This window comes from Mesorhizobium sp. M7A.F.Ca.US.010.02.1.1 (assembly GCF_004023085.1).
Classification (GTDB): domain Bacteria; phylum Pseudomonadota; class Alphaproteobacteria; order Rhizobiales; family Rhizobiaceae; genus Mesorhizobium.
Window position 1 is genome coordinate 78,877 of record NZ_RZRV01000020.1, and the last position, 24,583, is coordinate 103,459.

A 24,583-nucleotide genomic window follows, 5' to 3' on the forward strand; every position below is an offset into this window, starting at 1 on the left:
GTTCAACGCCCGGCAATCGCCAGCGGGTTGTTTTCCAGCGCGGCGCGGTCGGGCGTGTCGATCGACGGCCGGTTGGTGAAGGCGGCGAACAGCCTGCGGATATAATCTTCGGGCATATCGAGCGTGATCAGCACCAGCCGCGTGCCGCGCTGGCCATCGGGCCAGGACGGCAATTGCACCGGCGGATGCAGGATCTTCTGCACGCCATGGATCACCAGCGGCCGCGACGGGTCTTCCCTGAGCTCGATAATTCCCTTCATGCGCAGCAGGCGCTCGCCATGCGTCGAGCGCAGCAGGTCGAGGAACATCTCGATCGCCGAAAACGGCACCGGGCCGTCATGCACCAGCGAATAGGAACGCACGCGCGAATCGTGGCGATGACCGTAGTCATGGCCATGTGCATGATCATGCCCATCATGATGGTGGTGGTCGTGATCGCGCGCCGCTTCCTCGCCCAGCCAGCGCCGCACATCGGCGGATTTGGTTGCCGGGTTGTAAAGGCCGCAGTCGAACAGCGCCGCCACGCCTGTCTCCGTGTCGCCGGCATCGAGCAGTTCGGCGCCCGGATTGATCTGCCGCAGGCGCGCCCGAAGCATTTCCAACTCATTGGGATCGGCGACCAGATCGGCTTTGCTGAGCACGATGCGATCGGCGACGGCAGCCTGCTTCACCGCCTCGACATGGGCGTCGAGCGTGGCGTTGCCGTTGACGGCATCGACCAGAGTGATGACGCCGTCGAGCCGGAAGGCCTGGATCAGCGCCGGATGCGCCATGATCGACTGCAGCACCGGCGCCGGGTCGGCAAGGCCGGTGGTCTCGACGATGACGCGGGCAAGCCGGGCAATGCGGCCGGTCTGCAGCCGGTCGACCAGATCGGCCAGCGTATCGACCAGTTCGCCGCGCACCGTGCAGCACAGGCAGCCGTCCGACAGCTGGATAATGCCGTCGGAAGACTGCTCGACCAGCAGATGGTCGATCGCCACCTCGCCGAACTCGTTGATGATCACCGCCGTGTCGGCCAGCGCCGGATCCTTGAGCAGCCGGTTGAGCAGCGTCGTCTTGCCGGCGCCGAGGAAGCCGGTCAGCACCGAGACGGGGATCGGGAAGCCGCTGCCCATTGGCTAGTTCGCAACCTTGACCGGCTGGTCGCCCTGCGCGGCGGAGCCGGCAATCTTCGGGCCGGTGCCGGCCGGTGCCGGCCTGTCGGGCCGCCAGCTCGGGATCGGCACATCGGCGTATTCCTGGGCGCCCTGGTCGAGGATGGCCTTCGGCGCTGGACCGGTGGCGCCGCCAAGGCCGACGGCAACCAGCGTCGGCACATGGTCGAGCTTTTTCTGATAGGGCGATTTCGGCGCATCCTTGGCGACGACCGGCGGTGCCTCCGACTGCTCCTGCGGCGTCTTCTTCTTGCAGACCTCGTCCTTCATGTCGTTGGGCGAGACCGTGTCGCCATAGGGCGCCAGCGTGGTGACGGTGGCCGAGCCGGCGGCAGGCGTGTCAAAACCTTGATCGAGCAGTTTTGCCGCGGTCTCGGCCCGTGTGACCGCCGATTTCTCGCCAAGCACCACCGCGACCAGCGTGCGCCCGTTGCGGGTCGCCGAACCGATCATGTTGAAGCCGGAGGGGCAGACAAAGCCGGTCTTCATGCCATCGGCGCCGGGATAACGGCCGATCAAGAGATTGTAGTTGGGGATCGCCTTCTTGCCGACGGCAAGGCCTTCGATCGAGAACCACGGGACATATTGCGGAAATTCGCGGCGGATCGCCATCACCAGCACGGCGAGGTCGCGCGCCGTCGTGTACTGATCCGGCGAATAGAGCCCGTTCGGATTGACGAAATGCGTGCCGTTCATGCCGAGCCGGGTCGCCTCGGCGTTCATCCGGTCGGCAAAGGCCGCCTGCGAACCGCCGACATTTTCGCCCACCGCCATGGCGATGTCGTTGGCCGATTTGACCAGCATCATCTTCAGCGCGTTGTCGAGCCGCATCACCGAGCCCGGCTTGAAGCCCATCTTGCTTGGTGGCTCGGCGGCGGAGTGCTTGGTCACCTTGATCGGCGAATCAAGCTGGACTTCGCCGGCGGCGATCGCCCGAAAGGTGACATAAGCGGTCATCAGCTTGCTCAGCGATGCCGGATACCAGCGCTTGAACGCATCCTGATGCTGCAGGATCTTGCCGCTGTTCAAGTCGAACACGACCACCGGATTGGCCAGCGCCGGCCCGGCCACGACCGACAGCGCGATTGTGCCAGCCGAGAATAGTTTGAGGAAATGCCTGTACCGCATGATCAAATCCGAAATCGCCTCTTGCCGTAGTCGCCCCTGGCTCCGTAAGATTTCGTTACGCGATCGCCAGCATATGGTCCGACCCTCAAAACCGGACCCCATTGTTGCGGTGCTATTTACTCTATGTGACGCCAAGATGGCAAAGTGCCTGGCGATCACAATTGCAAGGCAGCGGCCAATACCGCCTGTCCCAACAGCGAGATGGAACCATCATGCCAATCCTGAACCGTGCCGCCGAAATGCAGGACGAAGTTGCCGGCTGGCGCCAGCATCTGCACCAGACGCCAGAACTGAACTTCGACGTCTTCAAGACCGCCGCCTTCGTCACCGAGAAGCTGAAGGCCTTCGGTTGTGACGATGTGGTCACCGGCCTCGGCAAGACCGGCGTCGTCGGCGTCATCCGCGGCCGGCAGGGCGAAGGCCCGACCATCGGCCTGCGCGCCGACATGGACGCGCTGCCGCTCAACGAGATATCAGGCAAGCCCTACGCCTCGACCATTCCCGGCAAGATGCACGCCTGCGGCCATGACGGCCACACGGCGATGCTGCTTGGTGCCGCCAAATACCTCGCCGAGACGCGCAATTTCACCGGCTCGGTGGCGGTGATCTTCCAGCCGGCCGAAGAGGGCGGCGGCGGCGGCAACGAGATGGTCAAGGACGGCATGATGGAGCGTTTCGACATCTCCAGGGTGTTCGGCATGCACAACATGCCGGGCCTGCCTGTCGGGCAGTTCGCCATTCGCCCGGGCCCGATCATGGCGGCGACCGCCGAGTTCACCATCACCGTGCGCGGCAAGGGCGGCCACGCGGCGATGCCGCACGGCACGATCGACCCGATCGTCATCACCAGCCAGCTGGTCGGCGCCTTGCAGACCATCGCCTCGCGCAGCACCGACCCGGTCGAGGCCGTGGTGGTGTCGGTGACCAAGTTCCACGCCGGTGACGCCTACAACATCATCCCCGAAACCGCCGAAATCGCCGGCACCGTGCGCACCTTGCGCAAGGAAATCGCCAAGAAGTCCGAAGAGCGCATCCGCAGCATATGCGACGGCCTGGCGACCGCGTTCGGCGCCAGGATCGAGGTCGACTACCAGGCGAATTACCCCGTGACCTTCAACCACGCGGAAGAGACGGTGTTTGCCGGTGATGTCGCGATGAGTGTCGCCGGCGACGCCCATGTCCACCGCGGCATCCAGCCCGTGATGGGCGGCGAGGATTTTTCCTACATGCTCGAAGCCCGCCCCGGCGCCTTCATCTTCATCGGCAATGGCGACACCGCCGGTCTCCACAACCCGGCCTACGACTTCAACGACGAGGTCATCCCGCACGGCATGAGCTACTGGGTGAAACTGGCGGAAACCGCGCTGGCCGCCTGACGGCGGCAGCGCAAAGCCGGCCGAATTGCCATCGGCCGGCCTCTTGGCGAAACGATCCGAAGCGGCTATGTGTCTGGCCGCGTGGTCCCGTAGCTCAGTAGGATAGAGCGGCAGATTCCTAATCTGTAGGTCACAGGTTCGATTCCTGTCGGGATCACCACGCTTTTCAAAGACTTGGTGAGCCGCCATACTTCTTCGCGAAATTGGCCCGCTGGAGCGGATGAAACCATCACGCCCTCTTGCATTTGACAACAGTCGAGCTTCGGATGTGAAGGAGAACCCTCGCCTGCGCTGGCATTTCGGCATTCGTCTGTTGCATTGGCTGACCGTGATCGCGCTCGCGGCGCAAATCGCCATTGCCTTCGGGCCGATGGACGGGCCGGGTATGGCGACGATGAACTGGCTTCCGCTTCACATGTCGATCGGCGTGACGATCCTTGCCATCATCGTCCTCAGACTTTGCTGGCGCATCTTTACCCGCGCTCCTGTCAGGCAAGCCTCACGGCCCATGCGGTTTGCGACGGCTTTCTTCCATATGTTTCTCTACGTTGCGATTCTCGCCGTCCTGATAACGGGATGGCTGGGCTACCGGCCAATGCCTTTCATGCCTCCCGCGCGGCTTTTCGGAAACTTGCCTGTGCCGTTGGCGCCGTCCGTCAGCGCGCTTTCGGCAAGGGGATTCGCACTCATCCATGCAAAGCTGGTCTGGGTATTGCTTGGACTTGCCGGTGTTCACATCCTGGCTGCCCTGGTGCATTTCGTGCTGCTGCGCGATGGCGTCATGCGAAGCATGTTCTTCAGCCGGTCGAACACCGCATCGCGGGAATAGAAAATGCCGCTTGCGGATGAGGACGGCTGCTCATGCCGCCTAGCCTACGCGACAAGAGCGACGAACACGCCAAGGTTCAGGCGTGCCGCGCCTGCTCCGGGATGCGGCAGTGATACGGTCCTGCCGTGACAGCAACCGCACCGTTTTCCGCACGCGGGGTCGCCGATCCGCCTCAGCCAACCCTGACGACAAAATGCTTCGTCACCGGCTCGATGATCTTCCAGGTTCCCTTGAAATCCGCTTCCACCACGAAGGCATCGCCGGGGCCGACCTCGACCGGCGTGCCGCCGTCCGGCGTAATGATGATGCGGCCGGCGATCATGTGCACGAACTCATAGTCGGTATAGGTGGCGTGATAGGTGCCGGGCGTCGCGCGCCAGGTGCCCGACAACACCTTGCCGTCCTCGGTCGTGTGCTGGACGGCGGTTTGCATGGTCGGCTTGCCCTCGACGACGATCCAGCCAGCCAGATCGCCGGCGTCCGCGTGTTCGACGGTGCCGAATTTGAGGATTGTCTCGCGTGTCATGTGCTGGGCTCCGTTTGGTGGATTGCGTGGCGTTGTTTGCCTGGCCGGTCAGATAACCGATGCACCTGCCGCGAGCAATGCCGGCGCCATACGGCCGGCACCTTGGCTTACGGAGCATCAAACGAAAAACCCGCCTGTGCGGCGGGTCGCTGGCGCAAATCAGCACCATGGGCAAAAATGTACCATAGCTGAGGTCACCGAGTCAAGAAAAAATTCCTATCTCAGAAAAACTGGCGGCGCAAGCTGTCAGCACTGGCTGCCACGAGGCCTCTGTTAATCCGGGTTCGGAACCCTGCCCTCCGGCGCACGCCGCGTCCTTCGGCTCTCGACGGGCGGGTCAGGGTTTGTGCCGTGCCGAGACGAGTTCCGCCTTGCGCCTTGCCGTCTCCATTCCCAGACCGATGAAAGCACGCGCGTGCTTGGCCAGCGCCATGTTGTCCGTCCAGAGATTGCGCCAGATCGCGGTCTTCTTCGACAGGTTCTCATCGACGATTTCAGACGAGAAGGATTCGAAGCTGAGGTCGTCGCTGTAGCCGATAGCCGTCAGCGCATCGAAGATCGCGGCGAAATCGATATTGCCGGTGCCGAGGAAGCCGCGATGGCTCTCGCCGATATGGACATAGCCGATCTTGTCCGCGGCATGACGGATGGCCAGCCCGACATCGGCCTCCTCGATGTTCATGTGGAAGGTGTCGAGATGCAGGAAGATGTTGTCCGAGCCGGTGTCCTCGATGAAGGCCAGCCCTTGCGCGGCGGTGTTGAGCAGATTGCTTTCGAAGCGGTTGACGATCTCGAGGTTGAGCGTGACGCCGGCCGCCTTGGCTGTCTCGGCAACCTTGGCCAGCGTGCCGGCACTGCGCTGCCATTGATCGCGCGTCGGCGCCTCGACCTGCAATCCATGGCTGGTCGAGAGAATGCCGGCGACCTTCCGGCCGCCGAGATCGCGCGTCAGCGCTATGGTGTCGTTGAGGATTTCGACGCCGCGCGCGGCAATCGCCTTGTCGGCGCTCGAAATGTCGCCATCAACAGGCAATCCGATGCTGATCGCCACGCCGAGGCCAAGATCGGCGATGCGCCTGGCGAGCCCGCCGATGTCGACATTGGCGGGGTCGAGATAGGAGAATTCGATGAGGTCGAAGCCGGCCTCCCTGGTGTTGGCCAGCGTGCGCTCGAGATCAGCCTGTGCCGAGCTCGCCGACCAGACGAAAGAATGGATTCCAATGCGCGACATCATCGTCTCCGGTGCTGACAAGAGGTGCGGCCGGGTCATCCCGGCCGCACCGGCCTTGGGAGGATTTAGCGGGCTGCGGTCCAGCCCTTGTAGTCCTTCAGGTTCTCGGCCGTGATGAGCTTCGGGTCGAGCAGGACGGTCGGCTCCGCCGGCTTCTTGCCGGCCAGAAGTTCGGCCGCCATCGTCAGCGACTGGCCGGCCATCACATAGGGATCCTGCGAGGCCGAGGCCTTGATCATCGAGGTGCCGGAGGAGAGCTCCTTCTCGATATCGGGCGCGCCGTCGACGGCGGTGAAGATGAATTCCGAACGGTTGAGCTGCTTGGCCGCAAGCTGGGCGCCGATCGCCGTCGGGTCATTGATGGCAAACACCGCATCGATCTTGTCGAAGCGGGTGAGCAGCGACTGGAACACCTTCAGGCCGCCGTCGCGCGAGCCTTCGGCATTCTGGTCGTCAGAGAGGATCTTGATGTCGGGATGCTGCGCCAGCACGTTCTTGCAGCCCTTCACCCGCTCCAGGATCGAGGACGATGCCGGTCCGTTGAGGATGACGTAGTCGCCCTTGCCGCCGGTGTGGTCGACCAGGTATTGGCAGGCCTCTTCGCCGGCCTTGACGTTGTTGGTCATCACGGTCACGTCGGCGCCCGGCGCCGAAACGTCGAAGGCGGCAACGACGATACCCGCAGCCTGTGCCTTCTTCACCGCCGGCGCGATCGCCTTGGCGTCGACGGCATTGAGCATGATCACGTCGACACCGGCGGCGATGAACGAATCGACCTGCGAGACCTGCTTGTTGAGGTCATAGTCGGCCGACACCGAGGTCACCTCGACCTTTGGGTTGATCTTCTTGGCCGCGTCCTCGATGCCCTTGATGGTGGCGACGAAGAAGGGATTGCCGAGCAGGCCGACCGAGATGCCGACCTTATTGAGGTCCTTGGCCGAAGCAGGCGCGATGGCGAGCGACGCGAGTGCGACGCCGCAGAGCAGTTTGGCGATGGTCTTCATTGCTTTCCTCCGATTGCCCCGCGCCTCTCACGGTGCGTTACATGAAACCGGTCGTTGACGCCGGCGACTAAGGTCAATCACGTTCTTGCTCCTGCCTGGAGCCTGTAGCGGTCGAGGGCGACCGCCACGATGATGACCAATCCCTTGATGATGTACTGCCAGATGTCGGAGACACCGGCCAAGATGAGCCCATTGGAGAGCACCGCGATGATCAGGCCGCCGATCAGCGTACCCCAGATCGAGCCAACACCACCGACGAAGCTGGTGCCGCCGAGGATGACCGCGGCAATGGCGTCGAGTTCGTAGGACTGGCCCAACTGCAAGCCGTTGGCGGCGTAGAGCCGGGCCGCCGACATGGCGCCGCCAAGACCGGCCAGCAGGCCGGAAACGCCATAGACGAAGAGCAGCACCAGCGGCACCTTGATGCCGGTCAGCCGCGCCGCTTCGGCATTGCCGCCGACGGCATAGATCCAGGTGCCGAGCACGGTGCGCTTGTGCACCAGCCAGGACAGCACCACCACCGACAGCGCGATGATGACCAGCCAGGGAATGCCGAACAGCGAACCGTTGCCGATAAAATCGAACGGCAGGTCCGAGTTGAACACCGTGGTGTCCTGGCCGAGCAGGCGGGCAACACCGCGCACCGCGGTCAGCGAACCCAGCGTGACGATGAAGGGCGGCAGCTTGATGTAGGCGATGAGCAGCCCGTTGATGAGGCCGAAGCCGAGCCCGACCAGAATGGCCGCCGGCACGCCGAGCAAACCCCAATCCGGCACCAGCGACACCATCACCGCCACCATCGCCGATGCGGCGAGGATGGCGCCGACGGACAGGTCGATGCCGCCGGTCAGGATGACGAAGGTCATGCCGGCCGCCAGCACGATGTTGATCGACGACTGCTGGGTGACAATCAACAGGTTGGTCTCGGTCAGGAAGCGCGGGTTCAGGAACTGGAAGCCGGCCGCCAGCAGGATCAGCACCGGCAGCATGCCAAGGGCAGCGAAAGCCGTGCGCAACCGTCGGCTCGTGCCGGTGGCCTGGCCGCCTGCGCTGATCTCGGTCGCCTTGTCGGTCATTGCTGAGCCGCTCCCGTTGCAAGTTCCATGATTTTCTCCTGGCTTAGCGGTTCGCCTTGCGATGCCGTCACCTCGCCCGATATCGTGCCGTCGCGCATCACCAGCACGCGGTCCGCGACGCCGATCACCTCCGGCAGTTCGCTGGAGATCATCAGGATGGCGATGCCCTGCTTGGCGAGATTGTCGATCAGCCGGTAGATTTCCGATTTCGCCCCGACATCGACGCCGCGGGTCGGCTCGTCGAGGATGACGACCTTCGGCTCGGTTTCGAGCAGGCGGGCGAGCAGCACCTTCTGCTGGTTGCCGCCCGACAGCGAGCCGGCATTGGCCTGCACCGAACTGGTGCGGATGGAGAGACCGGCAACGGCCTTGGAAGCGCGCCTTTCGGCGGCCGCGAAGTCGCGCAAGCCGCCGGCGCGCGAATCCCGCGCCAGCACGCCCATGCTGATGTTGTCGGAAATCGACATGTCGAGGAACAGGCCGAGTTCCTTGCGGTCCTCGGTCAGATAGGCGATGCCGGCATCGAGCGCCTCGCCCGGCGAGCCGATGGTTACAGGTTTGCCGTCGAGTTCCAGCGTGCCTGACACGCGCCTGTCGGCGCCGAAGATCAGCCGCGCAAGCTCGGTACGGCCGGAACCGACCAGACCCGCCAGCGCCAGCACCTCGCCCTTGTGCAGGTCGAACGAACAGTCTTTCAGGAGACGGCCGTCGGACATGCCGCGCACCGAGAGCGCCACCGCGCGCTTTTCGTCCGGCGGCCGATGATCCTTCTTGTAGAAAGCCGACAGATCGCGGCCGACCATCATCGACACCAGGCGCGAGGCGCTGAGGTCGGCACGCTCGAGCGTGCCGACATAACCGCTGTCGCGCAGCACGCTGACGCGATCGGCAAGCTGGTAGACCTCTTCCATGCGGTGACTGATGTAGATGATGGCGATGCCTTGCGATTTCAGCGTCGCGATGACCTCGAACAGCCGGTCGGTCTCGCGCGAGGTCAGCGACGTCGTCGGCTCGTCCATGACGATGATGCGCGCATTGGTCGACAGCGCGCGGGCGATCTCGACCAATTGGCGCTCGCCGAGCGACAGGCTGGAGACCATGTCGCGGGCCGAAAAGGAGACGCCCAGACGCGCGATGATCTCCCTGGCGCGCCGGGTGCACTGGTCACGATCGACGATGCCGAAGCGTCGCGGCTCGTTGCCGAGGAAGATGTTCTGCGCCACCGTCAGATTGGGCGCCAGCGACAGCTCCTGATAGATCACCGCGACGCCGCTGGCGCGCGCCTTGATCGGATCGCCGGTCGCGGCCGGCATGCCGTCGATCAGGATCTCGCCACCGGCATCCGGCCGATAGGCGCCTGAAAGCACTTTCATCAATGTCGACTTGCCGGCGCCGTTCTCGCCCATCAAGGCGTGCAGCTCGCCGGCATGGACGCTCAGCGAGACATCGTGCAAGGCACGGATGGTGCCGAACGTCTTGGAGATGTGGCGCATCTCCAGCACCGGCTGGCGCACCGTCTCGGCCTTGGCAATCGCACTCATCGCGCGCCTCCCGCCACCGCACCAGCGACGCCCCGGTCCATGGTGGCGGCACGCCAATTGCCGCGATAGCCTGCCAACCCGGTGAAACGCGACGCGCGCACCGGCTCCGGAACTTCGGCGGCGAATTCGCGCCCAACGCTCTCGAAGGCGAGCGCCGCTGCACCGGTGGCACTGCCCTCCAGCGTGGCGCCCTGCAGGAAAGCCTGGTCGGGACGCAATTGCGCCAGCAGTCCGGCGAGCAGACCGCCCGTATTCAGCCCGCCATCGACGATCACCGTGTTGTTCGAATGGATGAGGTCGAGGCAGAGATCGACCATCAGCGCGACGTAGAGCAGCGCCGTAGCCGCGCGTTCCTCGACATTGGGCGCGCGCCCCGCCAGTCGGCCGGAATGCCCCGCCATCGGCCCGCCCGGCGCGAAGCTCGGCAGCGCCATGATGCCGGCATCGATCACCCGCTGCACCGCCGGGCCGGCGATCTCGCCTTGCCAGCCGGCGCTGATGGTTGCGAATTCACGCCCGCCCATGAAGCGGATGGTCGGCACTGGGCCGCCGCCGACATCGACATTGACCAGCATGTCGCGATCCCGGTCGAGCGCGTCGAGGGGACAGGACGGATTGAGCACGACGACCCAGGTGCCGGTAGAAACGACGGTGACCGGGCCAAGCTCCTGCCGGCGATAGGCATGCAGCGCCGCATTCGAGTCATGGACGCCGTTGTGGATGGCGATCGGGCTTGCCGCAGCGCCGAGGCGCTGCTCGCCGATAACGGTGCCGGCGCGCTCGAAGGCAGGCATCCGGTCACGCCAGCCCTGCGCGTCGACCAGCGAGGAAAAATCTTGGCGGCGCGGCGCCCACAAATGCGAATGGCAGCCGAGATAGGATACTTCCGAGACCGCCCGTCCGCCAAGGCGCCAGCTCCAATATTGCGGATAGCCGAGGATCGATTTCGACGCGGCGAACGCGTCGGGCTCGACCTCCTGCAGCCACAGCATGTGGCGGCCGTAGTTGAAGCCCAGCGGCAACCGCGGCGAGAAGGTCTCGGCAAAGCCCGGAATGCGGCGATCGATCCGCGCGGCAATCTCGGCCGGCGGCTCTTGCTCGTAATCGAGGATCGGATGCGTCAGCGCCGCCTCGTCGACCAAGGCAAAGGTGCAGCCATGGCCCGAGACCATGACCCCTTCCACTCCATGACCATCGACCGCATCGGCAACGGCGCTGAGCGCCCAATGGTGGAGCGCCGCCTCGTCGAGCACGCTGAAGCCGCCTTGGCGCACCCATTTCGGCTGGGTCCGGCGCTCGTCGACAATGCGCCCGTCCTGGCCGAAGACGAACAGCTTCGAATTGGTCTTGCCGAAATCGAGGACAGCCACCTTCACTGGATGGCTCCCGAGGCTATCCGCACCATGACGCCGGCGTCTTCCAGCATGCGCGCATCGGCATCGGAAAGACCGTCGTCGGTGACCAGCGTGCCGATGCGGGAAAGCGGGAGCGCGACATTGCGCGCGTGGATCGACAGTTTGCGGCTGTCGGCCAGCACCACGATCTGGTCGGCGCAGAGGCTGAGATCGACGATCGAGCGCACCAGCAGCGGGTGCGATTCCATCACGCCTTCCTGGCCAAGGCCTTGCGCGCCGAGAAAGAATTTGGAGGCGTAGAAGGGCACGGCCTGGGTGAGCGAATGAATGATGCCGGGTTCGCGATGCAGATCACCGCCCGCAACCGTCAGGCTGCAATGGCCGTGGTCGCTGAGATAGGCCGCCAGCGGCATCGAGTTGGTGTAGAGGCGGATGTTGCGCTCGGCGAGCTTGACCCCGAGATGGAAGCAGGTCGAGCCGCCATGCACGATGACGGCGTCGCCGTCACGCACCATGGTCGCCGCGAGAGCGGCGATCTGCCGCTTGGCCTCGACCGCAAGGTCGCGGTTCTCGTCATAGGGCCGGGCGTAGGCAACACCGGCCTGGGAAGCGCCGTCGAGCGCCGAGATGCCGCCATAGACCTTCCGCGCTTCGCCGGCTTCGTCGATCCTGTCGATATCGCGCCTGACCGTCGCGGCCGAAACGCCAAGCCGTTCCTGTAGCTCGCGCACCGAAGCGAACGGACGATCCCGCAGCAGTTCGACGATCTGACGCTGGCGGCCGGAGTCGCTCAATTCTTTCCTCCCGGATGCCATTTTCCATGGCAGTTGGCGCAACTTACTCAACATTAGCCGGATTGCAAGCGGGTTTTGATGATAGTAGATCACTATTGACGTAGATCACTCGTATCTGCGATATCAGCGCCAATTCGACCCCGGCAACGGGATTTCGCGCAGGACACGGCCGAGCCGTTGGAGGAAAAGCGCCATGGCGACCCAAGCTGACGCGCAGGAACTGGCGGCCTTGCGGGCGCTCTCGGCCAGCATCGGGCAGAGCCCGCATCTGACCCAGGCGGCAGGCGGCAACACCTCGCTGAAAGCCGGCGACACGCTGTGGATCAAGGCCTCCGGCACCTGGCTGAAGGACGCGCTGGTCGATGACATCATGGTGCCGGTGGCGATGGCGCCGTTGCTGAGAGCCGTCGAACAGCGCGATCGCGCCGCCGACCAGCCGCAAGGTTTCACCATTGCAGCGCTCAACCCGCGCGGCCTGCGGCCGTCGATCGAGACCACGGTGCACGCCCTGATGCCGCAGCGCGTGGTTCTTCACGTCCATTGCGTCGACACCATCTCGCTTGCCGTGCAGGCCGATGGCGAGGCCGAGGTCGCCAGGCGGCTCGATGGCATCGAATGGGCCTATGTGCCTTATTTCCGGCCAGGCCTGCCGCTTGCACGCGGCATTGCCGAAAAACTGCGGCCTGGCGTCGACGTGCTGATCCTTGGCAATCACGGGCTGGTCGTCGCCGCCGAAACTGTCGCCGGGGCGGAGCTTCTGCTGCGCCGTATCAGGTCTTTGCTGGCCCGGCCGGCGCGCGCGACCGCCGCACCCGACCTCAATGCCTTGGCGGCTCTTGCCGGCGACAGTGGCTACAGATTGCCGGCCGATGTCGAAGCGCATGCGGTTGCGCTCGACCCTGAGAGCCGCCGCATGGCGCAGGCCGGCAGCCTCTATCCGGACCACGTCATCTTCCTCGGCCAGGGCTCCATCGTGGCGAAACCGGGCGAGGCGGTGGCCGATGTCATTGCACGACTGGACACGTCGCCTGCGGCGATCCTGTTTCCCGGCGCAGGCGTGCTGATGCGCGGCGACGCCAGTGCCGGCGCCGATGCCATGCAACGCTGCCTCGCCGACGTGACGGCGCGCATCGACGTCGCCGCACGGCTGAACTATCTCACCGCTTCCGAGAATGACGAGCTGGTCAACTGGGACGCCGAGCAATATCGCCAGAAGCTCAACGCGGCTGGCGGCTAGCATGGACATGATGCCACTTGTCATCGGCATCGACCTAGGCACATCAGGTGCGCGCGCCGTCGCCATGCGCCCGGATTTTTCCATAGCCGGGCATTCGGCCGTTCCACTCGACAGGTTTGGCCGCGATGACCGAGCCCCCACGGCATGGTGGCAAGCGGTCAAGGCGGTGCTGACGGACCTGCTTTCCGGCATCGACCGCACGGCGGTCCGCGCCATCGCCATCGACGGCACCTCCGGCACGCTGCTGCCGGTCGACGCCGCCGGGCGGCCGCTGGCCGAACCGCTGATGTACAACGACAAGGTCGATGACGACGACATTCTGGCCGCGATCGACCGCACCGCGCCGGCTGCAAGTGCAGCGCACGGAGCGACATCCGGCCTCGCCAAGGCCCTGCGCTTCCAGCATCTGCCGGGCATTGGGGCGGTGCTGCATCAGGCCGACTGGATTGCCGGAAACTTCTCCGGCCGCTTCGACGTCAGCGACGAGAACAATGCCCTGAAGACAGGCTATGATGTCGAGGCCCGCCGCTGGCCGGAATGGATCGCCGCGACCGGAATGCGCGTGGAGTTGCTGCCGCGCGTGGTCGAGCCGGGCGAAGTCACCGGCGCCCTCACCGCGGAAGCCGGGGAACTGTTCGGCTTGCCGCGCGATGTGGCCGTCGTCGCCGGAACCACGGATGGCTGCGCCTCGTTCCTGGCGACCGGTGCTGCCGCGATCGGCGACGGCGTCACCGCGCTGGGATCCTCGCTGACCATCAAGATCCTGTCCGACCGGCCGATTTCGGCGCCGCGCTTCGGCATCTACAGCCACCGGCTCGGCAACGCCTGGCTGGCAGGCGGTGCGTCGAATTCCGGCGGCAAGGTGCTGGCTCAGCATTTTCCGCTCGCCCGTATCATCGAACTCAGCGCAAAAATCGACCCGGAGACCGACACCGGCCTCGATTACTATCCGCTTCCCGCCACGGGCGAACGATTTCCGATCGCCGATCCGGCGCTGCCGCCTCGCCTTGCACCCCGGCCGGCGGACGACGCCGATTATCTGAAAGCGATGTTCGAAGGCATCGCCGCGATCGAAGCGCTCGGCTATGACAGGCTTGCCGAACTCGGCGCGCCCGCGCTGATATCGGTCAGGAGCGTCGGAGGCGGGGCGGCGAACCCAGCCTGGACGGCAATCCGGCGGCGCAGGCTCGGCGTCGATTTCCTGCCCGCGCTTTCCGACGAGGCCGCCGCCGGCACGGCGCGGCTGGCGCTGATGGGTGCAAGCCGGGCAGGACTCCTATGAGCGCGAAAACGATCGAACGTCTCGACGGCATCGGGCCGCTGGCGGAGCGCTACGACGTGTTCCTGCTCGACCAGTTCGGCGTGCTGCATGACGGCACACGGCCCTATCCGGGCGCGGTGGCAGCGCTGTCGGCGCTGAAGCGCGCCGGCAAGACCGTGGTGCTGGTTTCGAACTCCGGCAGGCGGGCACGACCCAATGAAAGCCGGCTCATAAAACTCGGCTTCGAAGCGGGAAGCTGGGATCATTTCGTTTCTTCCGGCGAGGTGGCGTGGCGATCCTTCAGGGAGATGGCGACGTCGGGGAAGCTGCGCCCAGGGACAAAATGCCTGCTGATCAGCCGTGAAGCTGACCGCTCCGCGATCGAGGGCCTGCCTTTTGTGCTGACCGGGTCCGGCGATGAGGCCGAACTGGTGCTGATCGCGGCCAGCGAGGGTGACCGCTTTGACCTCGAGCATTATCGCAGGCTGTTCGCGCCGGCTGCAGAGCGGCGGGTGCCGTGTTTCTGCACCAATCCCGACATCATCATGCTGACGGCCGTTGGCCCTCGCTTCGGCGCCGGCCGTCTGGCCGATCTCTATGAAAGCCTGGGCGGCAGCGTTACCCGAATCGGCAAGCCCGACAAGGCGATTTTCGACGCCGCGCTGGCGCTGGCCGGCGAGCCGGACCGTGGCACCGTGGTCTGTGTCGGCGACAGCGTCGAACACGATATATCGGGGGGAAACAGCACCGGCATCGCCACCGCGCTGGTGCTGAGCGGAATACTGGCGGACACACCGGATCTCGCCGCTGTTTTCGACGAACAGCAGGCCTGGCCGGACTACATCACGGAGAGCTTCAGCTTCCGCTGACCGCTTCCAGCATGCGCCGCGCGCTCTCCTCGTCGGTGATCAGGATGGTTGGGGCGATGAGGGTCATGGCGCCGAGCAGCGCTTCGGTTTTCTCCTCGCCACCGGAGGTGAGGATACGGATCGGCGCCTTGCGCAGACGATCGACATCCACCGACATCACGTGGCTGTTGACGGGATGGTCGACCAGATCGCCGTTGCGGTCGAAGAAATGGAACAGGAGGTCACCCACGGCGCCACGCGCAAGCAGGGCCTCCCGATCCGCCTCCTTGAGGAAGCCGCCACGAGAGAAGGTGGTGGCCGAGGCGATCCCGCCGACGCTCAGCAGAACGGCATCGAGCACGTCGGCCATCTCGAAAATCTCCTGCAGGCCGCAGCGCTCGATCAGTGCGATCTTGGTCTCGACGCTGTCGACGACGGCTGGTGTCGGCATCAGATAGCCGTCGCCCTGGAATATCTGAGCGAAGCGCCAGGCGAACTCGGCTGGGTTGACCCGGCGCACGACGCCGACACCGCCAAGCAGCGAAATCACCTTGAAATCGGTGAGCGACTTGGCGCTGATGAAGGGCAGGCTCGAGAACAGCGTCTGCCCCCAGCCGACGCCGACCCGCATCCCGGACTTCATCGTGTCCGACAGGAAACTGCCGGTCTTGGCGCTGATCGCTGGTATCGGATCGGCATCGGGTGCCGAAAGCGGCGCCACCAGCGCCTGCTGCAGCCCGAACGTCTTCTCCAGCGCGCGCTCAAGCCGCACAATTTCCGACAATTCGCTCTCGATGGTGATCTTCACTTCGTTCCGCGCCCGGGCATCCGCCAGCATGCGCACGATGGTGACGCGACCGACGCCGAGCACGTCGGCGATCTCGTTCTGCGTCATCTGTTCGACGAAATACATCCAGGCGGCGCGAATCCTGAGGCGATCCGTCCGGCTTTCGCTGGCGACCTGCTCGGTTGCCTCGCCTCGACCGTCTTCGCTTTCGCCCTGTCGTCGTCTGCCCAAGTCTGTCTCTCCCCCTGCGGCGACGGACGAGCGCGCCGCCGCCGATTCTGCATGCTGGTCTAGTATCGCCTATTGATCTACCAATCGATAGGAGCAATGTAGAGAGTGGCGGCTGCCCCGGTTGGCGGCTATCCGCAGCAAATTTCAAGGCGATCCGCGATGCTCCGACAAATCTCCGAGGATGTCCGCGTCAATCTGAAGGACCGGCTGCGGGAAGTCCGCGAAATCATCCGCCAGAGCCGCCATGACGGCAGCGGCAATACCAGCATCCTGCGCGAAGCAACCAGCCATCTGCCGCCGTTTCCAGGCAAGGGCATCGAAGGCCTGCTCAGCCATGCCGCGAGTGCCGTCGACGAAGCGCTGTCGATCGCTGAAGCTTTCGTCCCGCATGAGCGCCCGATCAAGGTGGACGGCACCACGGTGAAGGGCCTCGGCACCTATTTCCCGGTCGGCAACGAGGATCGCCAACTGGGCGCCGAGCGCCTGTTTCGGCGCGATATGTATTATCTGACCAAGGCGGTGCTTGCCGGTCTGAACATCGACAGTGCCCGCATCCACGAAGCCGATTTCGCGGCCGTCCATGCCACGATGCGCAAGCGGCATGGCGATCTGCTGGCCGCGTTGGCCGCGCCAGGTGCCGGACTGCAGGCAATCGCGGCCACCTGTTCGGCGCTGCTGGTCGAGTGCCTCGGCCAGCGTCCGGTCCGCTTTGCCGAAACGGTGTCCGAAACGCCGGCGGTGGTGGGCAGCAGCGCACTTGACGTAAGCTGCCTGGCACCGCTCGCTTTGGCCTGCGGCCTGGCGACCGCCGGCAGGGACGGCGCGCCGGAGCCGGATATGCTGGAGATCGCGATCCTGGCGGCGGATATCCGCCACGACCGCATCGTTCAGGCCTGCGCCAAGGCAAACCCGATCGCTGAACTGACACCGGTGTTCGCCACCTTGCTTGCCCATCTGCCGTAGTTGGCCGGCCTGGGCTAGCCTTCAGCGGCCATGGCCATGATCGCTTTCTTGGCGCGCTGGATGGAAGCCGGGCTCATCGAGAGTTCGGTCAGCCCCATCTTCACGAAGGTCGCAATGAGATCGGGACGGCCGGCCGCCTCACCGCACATGCCGACCATGATACCGGCGGCGACGCCGGCTTTTGCCGTCATTTCGATCGCCGACATGACGGCCGGATTGGTGACATCGTTGAGCTTGGCGACCGTCGGATTGAGCCGGTCGGCGGCCATGATGTACTGGGTCAGATCGTTGGTGCCGATCGAGAAGAAAGCAACCTCCTTGGCCAGCGCCGGGGCGATGAGCACGGCGGCCGGGGTTTCGATCATGACGCCGAGATCGAATGACGCGTGCGGCACGCCTTCGGCTTTCAGCTCGACCGTGCATTCGTCAATCAGCACGCGCGTCTGCCTGACCTCCGAGATGTCGGACACCATCGGCAGCATCACCTTGATGTTGCCGTGCACGGCGGCCCGCAGCAGCGCCCGCAGTTGGCGCTTGAAGATGTCGGGCCGGTCGAGACACATGCGGATGCCGCGCCAGCCGAGAAAGGGGTTTTCCTCGTCGGGAAATTCGATGCCGGCAATCGGCTTGTCACCGCCGATGTCGAGCGTGCGCACAATGACCGGATACGGCGCAAAAGCCTTGGCCAGCGCCGCATAGGTCTCGGCCTGCATGTCTTCCGAGGGCAGATGCATGTGGCGCATGAACAAAAGCTCGGTGCGGAACAGGCCGATGCCCATGGCACCAGCCTCTTGCGCCGCTTCGATTTCCTCAAGTGAGCCGATATTGGCCGCGACCTCGATGATCCTGCCGTCGGCAAGCTTCGGCGTCACCGTCTTGAAGATGGTCAGTCCGGCGCGCTCCTTTGCCGCCGCTTCGACGCGGCCGGCGAAATCGGCACGGGTCGCCTCGTCGGGGTCGATGATCACATGGCCGGCATTGCCGTCGAGCGCGACGTCTCGCGCGGTGCGCAAGGCATTGACCTGGCCGCCGAGGCCGAGCACTGCCGGAATGCCGTGCGAGCGCGCGATGATGGCGATGTGCGAGGTGGCGCCGCCATGGCCGCACACCACGCCGCCGATACGCTTCAGCGGCGCGCGTGCCAGATCCCAGGCGCCGATGTCATCGGCAATCAGGATAGCCCCTTCGGGTATGTTTTCGAGGCTGACATCGTCTTGGCCCAGCAACACGAGGCAGATCTGCCGCCCGACCGCATGAACGTCATCCGCCCGCGCGTTGAGATAGTGATCGTCGACCGCGCTGAATTCGGCGGCAATGGTGGAGGCGGCGGTGATGACGGCGGAGACCGCGTCATTGCCGCCCTTGATCAGGCCCTCGGCCTCACCAGTCAGGCTATCGTCGGCGGCGATATCCCTGAGCGCGGCGACGATGCCGCGGTCTCCAGCCGACAAGCTGTCCTGCGCCAACGCATTATCCATACGGGCCTGGACCGCGCCGACGGCCGTGCGGAACCTGTCGATCTCGCCTTCTATCTCCTCGGCCCGCAACACGCGGCCCTGTCCGGCGATATCGGGTGGAAAATGCGCAAAGGCCGGGCCGATGGCGAAACCTTCGCTGGCGGCCACGCCACGCAGGCGGTTTGCCCCGTCAGGTGCCGCCGGCACGGATCCGGGCGCGGGTGCCGCTTCCTGCCCGGCATCGTTCGCCGGGCTCTGCGCCTCCGCTTCATCATCGAGGCCGGCCCGCGGATTCTCGAGATAGCCGATCAGCGCCTCGAGTGCCTCGATGGCATCGGCGCCATTCGCCCGCACCGTGACTTCCTGGTTCTCCTTGACCGCCAGCAGCATCAGCTTGACCGAACTCTTGGCGCTGACCGCCTTGCCGTCCTTGACCAGTTCGACGTCGGATTCGAAGCCCTTGGCGAGCTTCACGAACCGCGTCGCGGGACGGGCGTGCAAACCTTCATGCACTCTGACGATGGTCGAGCGTTCCATGGCAATTACTCTGGTTTTGGGCGCCGCTCCCAACATAGGCGTCGGCGCGAATGCTGTCAGGCGGCGATGGTGATGATCGCGCCGGTCTTCAGGGCGGCCACGAGCGCTTGTGGGTCGACTTGCGACGCACAGATCTCGCCCGGCCTCTCGGCCTCGGTAGCGCCGTTGAACGAAATGACGACATGACCCATTTCCAGCACCTTGCTCCACGCGCTGGAGCCGACCGCTGTGATAACAGCGGCAACCGGGCCGAGGGTGATCGAAGCGCCCTTGGCGGGCGCTCCGTCACTTGGTCCCTGCTCCGCCTTGTGGAGCACCGAAACCTCGGCAAGCTCCGGCGGCGAGCCATCCGCAAACAGGATGACCACGCCCCCTTCGGCAAGGTCCGCCACTTCGGGGCCGATGGCAGTGACCCGTGTTCTCAGCAGAACCGTCATATGGCGAACCTCATTTTCTCAACTTTCCCTAGAGCGGTGAACCGCTCTATCTCTTTGTTTTGACGCAATTTCCAAGGGAAAGCATTGTGCGCTTTTCCCGGAATTGCCTTAGAACACGATCAGGCTGACGACCCAGGCGATCAGCACCGAGACCGGACCCATGATCTGGCGGCTGATGAGCACCGCCGGAACGCCGATTTCGATCGTCTTCGGCTTGGCCTCACCGAGCGCCAGGCCGACGGGGACGAAGTCGCAGCCCACCTGGGTATTGTAGGCAAACAGCGCCGGCAGTGCCATTGCCGGCGAAATCGTGCCGTTGGCAATCTGCGGGCCGATAATGGCAACGCCGATGACCTGCGCGATAACAGCGCCCGGCCCGAGAATGGGCGACAGGAACGGCAGGCCGCAGATCGCCGAGATGATCAGCAGGCCGACGATGTTGTTGGCCAGCGGACCCATCGGCTGCGCCAGCACATCGCCGATGCCGGTATACAGGATCAGACCGATGAGCATGGTCACGAAGGCCATGAACGGCAGCACGTTGCGGATGACCTGGTCGATGGTGCGGCGGCCGGCATTGAAGAAGATGCCGACGATACGTCCCATGACCCGGCCGATCGTGCTGATGAGGCCGATCAGCCCACCCTCGCTTGGCAGCGGCTGTGGTGCCGCGGCCGCATTGTTGCTTGAACTCATCGCTGCTGCTCCCCCTGCAGTCGTGACCGTTTCGGATCCGTCCGCCATTGTGATGTTGGCCGGCTTCACGCCCGAAACGTAGATGTCCTCGGTGATGAACTGGGCCAGCGGCCCCGATTGACCGACCGGCGTCAGATTGACGGTCGGGATGCGCTTGCGCGGATAGACGCCGCATCGTGCGGTGCCGCCGCAATCGACGACCACCACCGCCATCTCGCTTTCGATCGGCGGCGCCCTGAAGCCGTCGACGGCTTCGCCACCGGTCATGTCGGCAATAAGCTGCGCCACCGGGTGAATGCCACCACCGGTGACGGAAACCACCTTGCTGCGCTGTTCGGTCGGCTCGATCACGAGCGGGCCACCCCAACCGGTCTTGCCCCGGGAGATGCGTACGGCTTTGTATGTCTTGGCCATGATGTCCTCCCCGCCCTTACAGCTCGACGCCCTGGCGGCGTGCCATGATAGCGGTGATGCGTTCGGTCAGCATGCCCTTGAGCAGGATGACGACGAGACCGACGATGGCGTACCAGATCGCCACCTTGACGTGGTAGCCGGCGACGACGACGCCCTTCTTTTCCAGCTCCAGCAGCGCGACGAGAATGCCGCCCCAGACGAAATACTCGCCGGGATTGATGTGCGGGAACAGGCCGAGCGGCGGGTGCACATAGGACACGGCCGCGTCATAGAAGGCCGGCTTGTGCTTTTCTTCCAGGAACGATCCGAACGTATAGGCCATCGGATTGGTGAGGAAGAACACGGCCAGCAGCGGCAACAGCGTGTAGCGCGTCAGCGCGATCCGGCCGGCGCCGCGCGCCAGGCCATGCACGCGCTCTTCGCCGACCAGTTCGGTGACGGCGTAGAAGGCCGTCATCAGCACCACCAGCGTCGGGATGATGCCGGTGACGAAGCCGGCGAAGACCTCGCCGCCCTTCTGGAAGATGCCGATGAAGTACTTGCCGATGGCGGTCAGCCAGCCGAGCTGCTCTTCCTGCTGGACGTCCTTCAGCTTTTCCTTGAACTGATCGACGGTGATCGGTCCGCTGTCCGCTTGTGCGAGGACAACGAGATGGTCGGAGGCATGCTCGACTGCGAGCTTGCCATGCAATGCGGCATCCGAGACCATGGCACCTGCGACATGCAGATTGTGCACGGCCATGTCGGCATGCTGCGCCAACAACGAAAATACAGACATTTCTCCTCCTTATGCCACCCGCCGGTTGATCCCAGTCGGTGCGCGGCGTCCTCTATCCCTTTGATTTAGAGCCAGAAATCCTCCGGCCCTAAGCCCTTGCTATGTTCAAGCCGGACAGGCCCGGCTTCTTCCCCGGCTCCGACCGTGTCTTGTCGATCTGCTCGATCGCCCGTTTCACGGCCTCGGCCACACCGGGTTCCCCCTCCCCCATGATTGCAGGGTTGGACCGGAGTTTATCGAGGGGAACACCCTCGAATTCTTCATGTCTTTTGAATTTGGTGAAGACGGAACGGCCGCTCATCACCATCAGGCGGCGCACGACCAGATCAGGCGTCACCACGACGAGCGCGATGGTGCCCTTGGCCAACCGGCCGCGAAAATTGCCGGCTCCGACGAAGCCATCCTTGTACTGGTCGGTGACGCCCCTGAAGACATCCGAATAGTGCCGCATCTGCAGCCAGACGCCGAGCGACTGCAGCGCCCACACGATAACCAGCAGAAGCAGTCCCCACTGCCAAATCGCCATTCGGTTCTCCTCCCGAAGCCTCAGTTGAACCGCACCTTGGACCGGCGCGTGACAACAGCAAAGTGAGAACATTTGTTTCCGAGAATGTCAATATGTATGATATTGGCCTCGGCTGCGGTCATCTACAAGGGCGCTGACCGATTTCGGCCGTGGCGCTGTTGTGCTAGGCTGACCGGGAAACAGGATACGAGGAACATGGAGCTGCCCTTCAGGGACGAGCTGGCCTTGATGCCGGATCTTCGCCATCGGCTGCGGCAGCTGCGCTGGTTCCGCGCCACCTTTCGCGGCAGCGCCAAGGTGGTCTCGGACACGTTCGGCGTGCGCTTCGAGATCGACGAGGCCAAGCTCACCAGAGCCTTTCTCGACTGGGTCGAGATCATGGAAGCGCAGAAGCGCTTCGCCGCGATCGACCGCGCCGACTTCATCGTCTTTGCCGCCGGCCTCGTGCTGCGCGAGTTGATAAAACAGGCGCCGGCAAAAGAAATATCCGGCCTCACCCAACTGATCGAGACGGAAACGAACGCCGGCACGCTGGAAATCGTCCGCTTCTGGCCGGAGGGTTTCCTCTACACCAACTACTGCGTCTCGGTGATTTCGGCGATCCACGAGCAGGAATTCGGCACGGCACCCGGCATCGACAAATGCGCCGACGATTTGCGCACATGGTGGTCCTATCGCGAGAATGTGACCGAGATGCCGGCCTATGCGGTGGCTTTCCTCGACCGCTTTCTCGGCGCCGAACCGAACTGGATCACCCCAGATCGCGCGCAGTCCCGGCAAGCCATGCAACGGGCGCTCGGGTCTTCCCGCGCGAGCGATGCGTTGCGCCAGCTTTGAGCCCACTCTTCGCGCCCTCAAAAACGCACCCGCTATTGAACATTTGACTTTTTGCCGATAGCGATGTGCGAAAACTGACTCGAGAGGGAAACGCGTGGCGCAACCAAGGCCTATTATTTTCGATTGCGACGGCGTTCTTGTCGATAGCGAGCCTCTGGCCGCCCGCGCCTACGAGCGCGTCTACGAAAAGCACGGCATGCCCGGCGTCAACACCAGCATCATCGCCCAATGCATCGGCATGAAGCAGTCCGATATCATCGCCAGGATCAAGGATTTGACCGGGCACCAGTTTCCGGCGGCGGCGGACGGCGACATCTGGGCCGAGACCAAGGTGCTGTTCTCGCAGGAATTGAAGCCGACACCGGGAATCGCTGCGTTCCTCGAGACGCTTGCGGGCGACCGCTGCGTTGCCTCGTCCTCCTCCGTCGAGCGCATAAACCACAGCCTTGCTGTGACCGGGCTGGCGCGTTTCTTCGGCGATGCGATCTACAGCTCCTCGATGGTCAAGAACGGCAAGCCCGCGCCGGACATCTTCCTCTTCGCGGCGGACAAAATCGGCGCCAATCCCATTGACTGCATCGTCATCGAGGACTCGCCCTTCGGCATTCAGGGCGCGGTCGCCGCCGGCATGACCGCGATCGGCTACACCGGTGGCGGCCATACCTATGCCGAGCACGCTGCGCGGCTGACGGCTGCCGGTGCCGATTTCGTCTGCGCCGACTGGCAAGAAGTTAGCCGGCAATTGTCCGGGCTTGGCGTGCCGGCCTAATTCAGCGGATACTTGGCGAATCCACGACTGGCCCATTCGCCAGGCGGGACCAATGACCCCACACGGAAATTGAAGGATAGGACCCTCGTCGCATCGGGGTCGACTTCACACCGGAAGTTTAGATTGTACCAGGTATTTCTGGTGCTGAAGGCCGCCTGAGCAGGATTGAGGACATTGCCTTTGTCCAGCGTAATGGTTGGCACCCATTTGACCGTATAGTCCGCACTTTGCAGTTCCCGGCTGAGGACATTGCCGCAAAGGGTGGCCACGCGCTGACCGCGCGGCACATTCTCCATGGAGCTTGTAGCGAACGCATTACCGGTGGCCCCTTGCGAGTAAAGCTTTCTGACGCCCGGAAGGCCGGAATAGATCGGTGATCCTGCAACGTCGTTGTTGGTGGGATTTGACCTTCCAGCATTCCCGATCGGCGCTTTGAAAGCTCTTGCGGGTTTGAACGTCATTGTCTTGGCAGGCTTGGTTTTGGGCTTTGCCTTTCCAGTCGAGGCTGGAGGCGCCGGCTTGTCACCGGTCTCAGCCGCCAATGGCTTTGGCGTCACGACGGCGTGCTTTTCGGCGGGTTGCGGTGCGAGTTCTTGTTTGTCCGGCTGCTGTTTGTCAGTGTCCTCGGTCGCCTGCTTCTCCTCGCTTTGCGCGGGCTTTTCGTCCGGCGCAACGGTGGCTGGCTTCTCGTCAGACTTGCTGGGCTCTGCCTTCTGCTGTGGCGTTGCAGCCGGGGCGGGCTGGGTCGGCGCGGGTGTCGGTGCTACAGGCGGCTTCGGCGCCTCATC

The 24,583-nt window shown here is 64.2% G+C and carries 24 protein-coding genes and 1 tRNA gene; 9 read left to right on the plus strand and 16 right to left on the minus strand.

Translation table 11 applies throughout. The features are described 5' to 3' along the window. Positions 1–2 precede the first annotated feature (2 nt). Both EOA19_RS20905 and EOA19_RS20910 read right to left on the minus strand, forming a co-directional pair. Positions 3–1,118, minus strand: a complete 1,116-nt coding sequence (locus EOA19_RS20905; protein ID WP_128304686.1) for a GTP-binding protein — start codon at positions 1,116–1,118, stop codon at positions 3–5. 3 nt (positions 1,119–1,121) lie between these two features. Then, positions 1,122–2,285 carry a D-alanyl-D-alanine carboxypeptidase family protein gene (locus tag EOA19_RS20910; protein ID WP_128304687.1) on the minus strand — a complete coding sequence of 388 codons (1,164 nt, stop codon included), beginning with the start codon at positions 2,283–2,285 and terminating at the stop codon, positions 1,122–1,124. Between the two features lie 212 nt (positions 2,286–2,497). Between EOA19_RS20910 and EOA19_RS20915 the strand changes: the two genes are divergently transcribed. The 3 genes from EOA19_RS20915 to EOA19_RS20925 all read left to right on the plus strand — a co-directional run bounded on the left by EOA19_RS20915 (position 2,498) and on the right by EOA19_RS20925 (position 4,490). Beyond that, the gene (locus EOA19_RS20915) at positions 2,498–3,661 is read left to right on the plus strand and encodes a M20 aminoacylase family protein (RefSeq protein WP_128304688.1); all 1,164 of its coding nucleotides are present in this window, start codon (positions 2,498–2,500) and stop codon (positions 3,659–3,661) included. 83 nt (positions 3,662–3,744) lie between these two features. Then, positions 3,745–3,821 (plus strand) — tRNA-Arg (locus tag EOA19_RS20920). Between the two features lie 108 nt (positions 3,822–3,929). Then, a complete protein-coding gene (locus EOA19_RS20925; protein WP_245486236.1) occupies positions 3,930–4,490 on the plus strand; it encodes a cytochrome b in 561 nt (186 codons plus the stop codon). A gap of 172 nt (positions 4,491–4,662) precedes the next feature. On the opposite strand, the gene EOA19_RS20930 is transcribed toward EOA19_RS20925, so the two are convergent. From EOA19_RS20930 to EOA19_RS20960, 7 genes are all read right to left on the minus strand, one after another. Then, positions 4,663–5,016 carry a cupin domain-containing protein gene (locus EOA19_RS20930; protein WP_127266678.1) on the minus strand — a complete coding sequence of 118 codons (354 nt, stop codon included), beginning with the start codon at positions 5,014–5,016 and terminating at the stop codon, positions 4,663–4,665. Positions 5,017–5,353: 337 nt separating this feature from the next. After that, positions 5,354–6,247, minus strand: coding sequence for a sugar phosphate isomerase/epimerase (locus tag EOA19_RS20935; protein WP_128304689.1), 894 nt, complete (start codon positions 6,245–6,247; stop codon positions 5,354–5,356). Positions 6,248–6,312: 65 nt separating this feature from the next. Further along, entirely contained in the window at positions 6,313–7,251 is a 939-nt protein-coding gene (locus tag EOA19_RS20940) for an ABC transporter substrate-binding protein (protein WP_027038073.1), read from the minus strand. A gap of 77 nt (positions 7,252–7,328) precedes the next feature. Next, positions 7,329–8,327 (minus strand): ribose ABC transporter permease, encoded by a 999-nt coding sequence (locus EOA19_RS20945; protein ID WP_128304690.1) that lies wholly within the window; start codon positions 8,325–8,327, stop codon positions 7,329–7,331. Then, on the minus strand, positions 8,324–9,868 hold the full coding sequence (locus EOA19_RS20950) for a sugar ABC transporter ATP-binding protein (RefSeq protein ID WP_128304691.1): 1,545 nt from the start codon (positions 9,866–9,868) through the stop codon (positions 8,324–8,326). The genes EOA19_RS20945 and EOA19_RS20950 overlap by 4 nt, the downstream gene beginning before the upstream one ends. Next, positions 9,865–11,244, minus strand: a complete 1,380-nt coding sequence (locus EOA19_RS20955) for a carbohydrate kinase (RefSeq protein ID WP_128304692.1) — start codon at positions 11,242–11,244, stop codon at positions 9,865–9,867. The genes EOA19_RS20950 and EOA19_RS20955 overlap by 4 nt, the downstream gene beginning before the upstream one ends. Next, positions 11,241–12,017 (minus strand): DeoR/GlpR family DNA-binding transcription regulator, encoded by a 777-nt coding sequence (locus EOA19_RS20960; protein WP_127266683.1) that lies wholly within the window; start codon positions 12,015–12,017, stop codon positions 11,241–11,243. The genes EOA19_RS20955 and EOA19_RS20960 overlap by 4 nt, the downstream gene beginning before the upstream one ends. A gap of 193 nt (positions 12,018–12,210) precedes the next feature. Here EOA19_RS20960 and EOA19_RS20965 point away from each other — a divergent pair, with 193 nt between their 5' ends. From EOA19_RS20965 to EOA19_RS20975, 3 genes are read left to right on the plus strand one after another with little or no spacing between them, the layout of a single operon-like run. Continuing rightward, the gene (locus EOA19_RS20965; protein WP_128304693.1) at positions 12,211–13,254 is read left to right on the plus strand and encodes a class II aldolase/adducin family protein; all 1,044 of its coding nucleotides are present in this window, start codon (positions 12,211–12,213) and stop codon (positions 13,252–13,254) included. A 7-nt stretch (positions 13,255–13,261) separates the two neighbouring features. Beyond that, a complete protein-coding gene (locus EOA19_RS20970) occupies positions 13,262–14,536 on the plus strand; it encodes an FGGY-family carbohydrate kinase (protein WP_164892983.1) in 1,275 nt (424 codons plus the stop codon). Beyond that, the gene (locus EOA19_RS20975) at positions 14,533–15,384 is read left to right on the plus strand and encodes a TIGR01459 family HAD-type hydrolase (protein WP_128304695.1); all 852 of its coding nucleotides are present in this window, start codon (positions 14,533–14,535) and stop codon (positions 15,382–15,384) included. The genes EOA19_RS20970 and EOA19_RS20975 overlap by 4 nt, the downstream gene beginning before the upstream one ends. On the opposite strand, the gene EOA19_RS20980 is transcribed toward EOA19_RS20975, so the two are convergent. Beyond that, positions 15,371–16,381, minus strand: a complete 1,011-nt coding sequence (locus tag EOA19_RS20980) for a sugar-binding transcriptional regulator (RefSeq protein WP_023811047.1) — start codon at positions 16,379–16,381, stop codon at positions 15,371–15,373. The genes EOA19_RS20975 and EOA19_RS20980 overlap by 14 nt on opposite strands. 159 nt (positions 16,382–16,540) lie before the next feature. Here EOA19_RS20980 and EOA19_RS20985 point away from each other — a divergent pair, with 159 nt between their 5' ends. Continuing rightward, positions 16,541–17,344, plus strand: coding sequence for a hypothetical protein (locus EOA19_RS20985; protein WP_128304696.1), 804 nt, complete (start codon positions 16,541–16,543; stop codon positions 17,342–17,344). Positions 17,345–17,358: 14 nt separating this feature from the next. On the opposite strand, the gene ptsP is transcribed toward EOA19_RS20985, so the two are convergent. From ptsP to EOA19_RS21010, 5 genes are all read right to left on the minus strand, one after another. Further along, a complete protein-coding gene (gene ptsP, locus EOA19_RS20990) occupies positions 17,359–19,338 on the minus strand; it encodes a phosphoenolpyruvate--protein phosphotransferase (RefSeq protein ID WP_128304697.1) in 1,980 nt (659 codons plus the stop codon). A 56-nt stretch (positions 19,339–19,394) separates the two neighbouring features. Beyond that, positions 19,395–19,775, minus strand: coding sequence for a PTS glucitol/sorbitol transporter subunit IIA (locus EOA19_RS20995; protein WP_013529330.1), 381 nt, complete (start codon positions 19,773–19,775; stop codon positions 19,395–19,397). Positions 19,776–19,883: 108 nt separating this feature from the next. Further along, a complete protein-coding gene (locus tag EOA19_RS21000) occupies positions 19,884–20,885 on the minus strand; it encodes a PTS glucitol/sorbitol transporter subunit IIB (RefSeq protein ID WP_023811043.1) in 1,002 nt (333 codons plus the stop codon). Positions 20,886–20,901: 16 nt separating this feature from the next. Next, positions 20,902–21,663, minus strand: coding sequence for a PTS glucitol/sorbitol transporter subunit IIC (locus EOA19_RS21005; RefSeq protein WP_013529328.1), 762 nt, complete (start codon positions 21,661–21,663; stop codon positions 20,902–20,904). An 88-nt stretch (positions 21,664–21,751) separates the two neighbouring features. Beyond that, positions 21,752–22,189, minus strand: coding sequence for a transcriptional regulator GutM (locus EOA19_RS21010; protein WP_023811041.1), 438 nt, complete (start codon positions 22,187–22,189; stop codon positions 21,752–21,754). 195 nt (positions 22,190–22,384) lie between these two features. Between EOA19_RS21010 and EOA19_RS21015 the strand changes: the two genes are divergently transcribed. After that, positions 22,385–23,026: a hypothetical protein gene (locus EOA19_RS21015; RefSeq protein WP_023811040.1), complete on the plus strand. Its 642-nt coding sequence runs from the start codon at positions 22,385–22,387 to the stop codon at positions 23,024–23,026. 94 nt (positions 23,027–23,120) lie between these two features. Then, positions 23,121–23,795 carry an HAD family phosphatase gene (locus EOA19_RS21020; RefSeq protein WP_128304698.1) on the plus strand — a complete coding sequence of 225 codons (675 nt, stop codon included), beginning with the start codon at positions 23,121–23,123 and terminating at the stop codon, positions 23,793–23,795. Here EOA19_RS21020 and EOA19_RS21025 read toward each other — a convergent pair. Continuing rightward, positions 23,792–24,583 (minus strand): DUF930 domain-containing protein (locus EOA19_RS21025; RefSeq protein WP_128304699.1); only part of this gene is annotated, 792 nt, incomplete at its 5' end. The genes EOA19_RS21020 and EOA19_RS21025 overlap by 4 nt on opposite strands.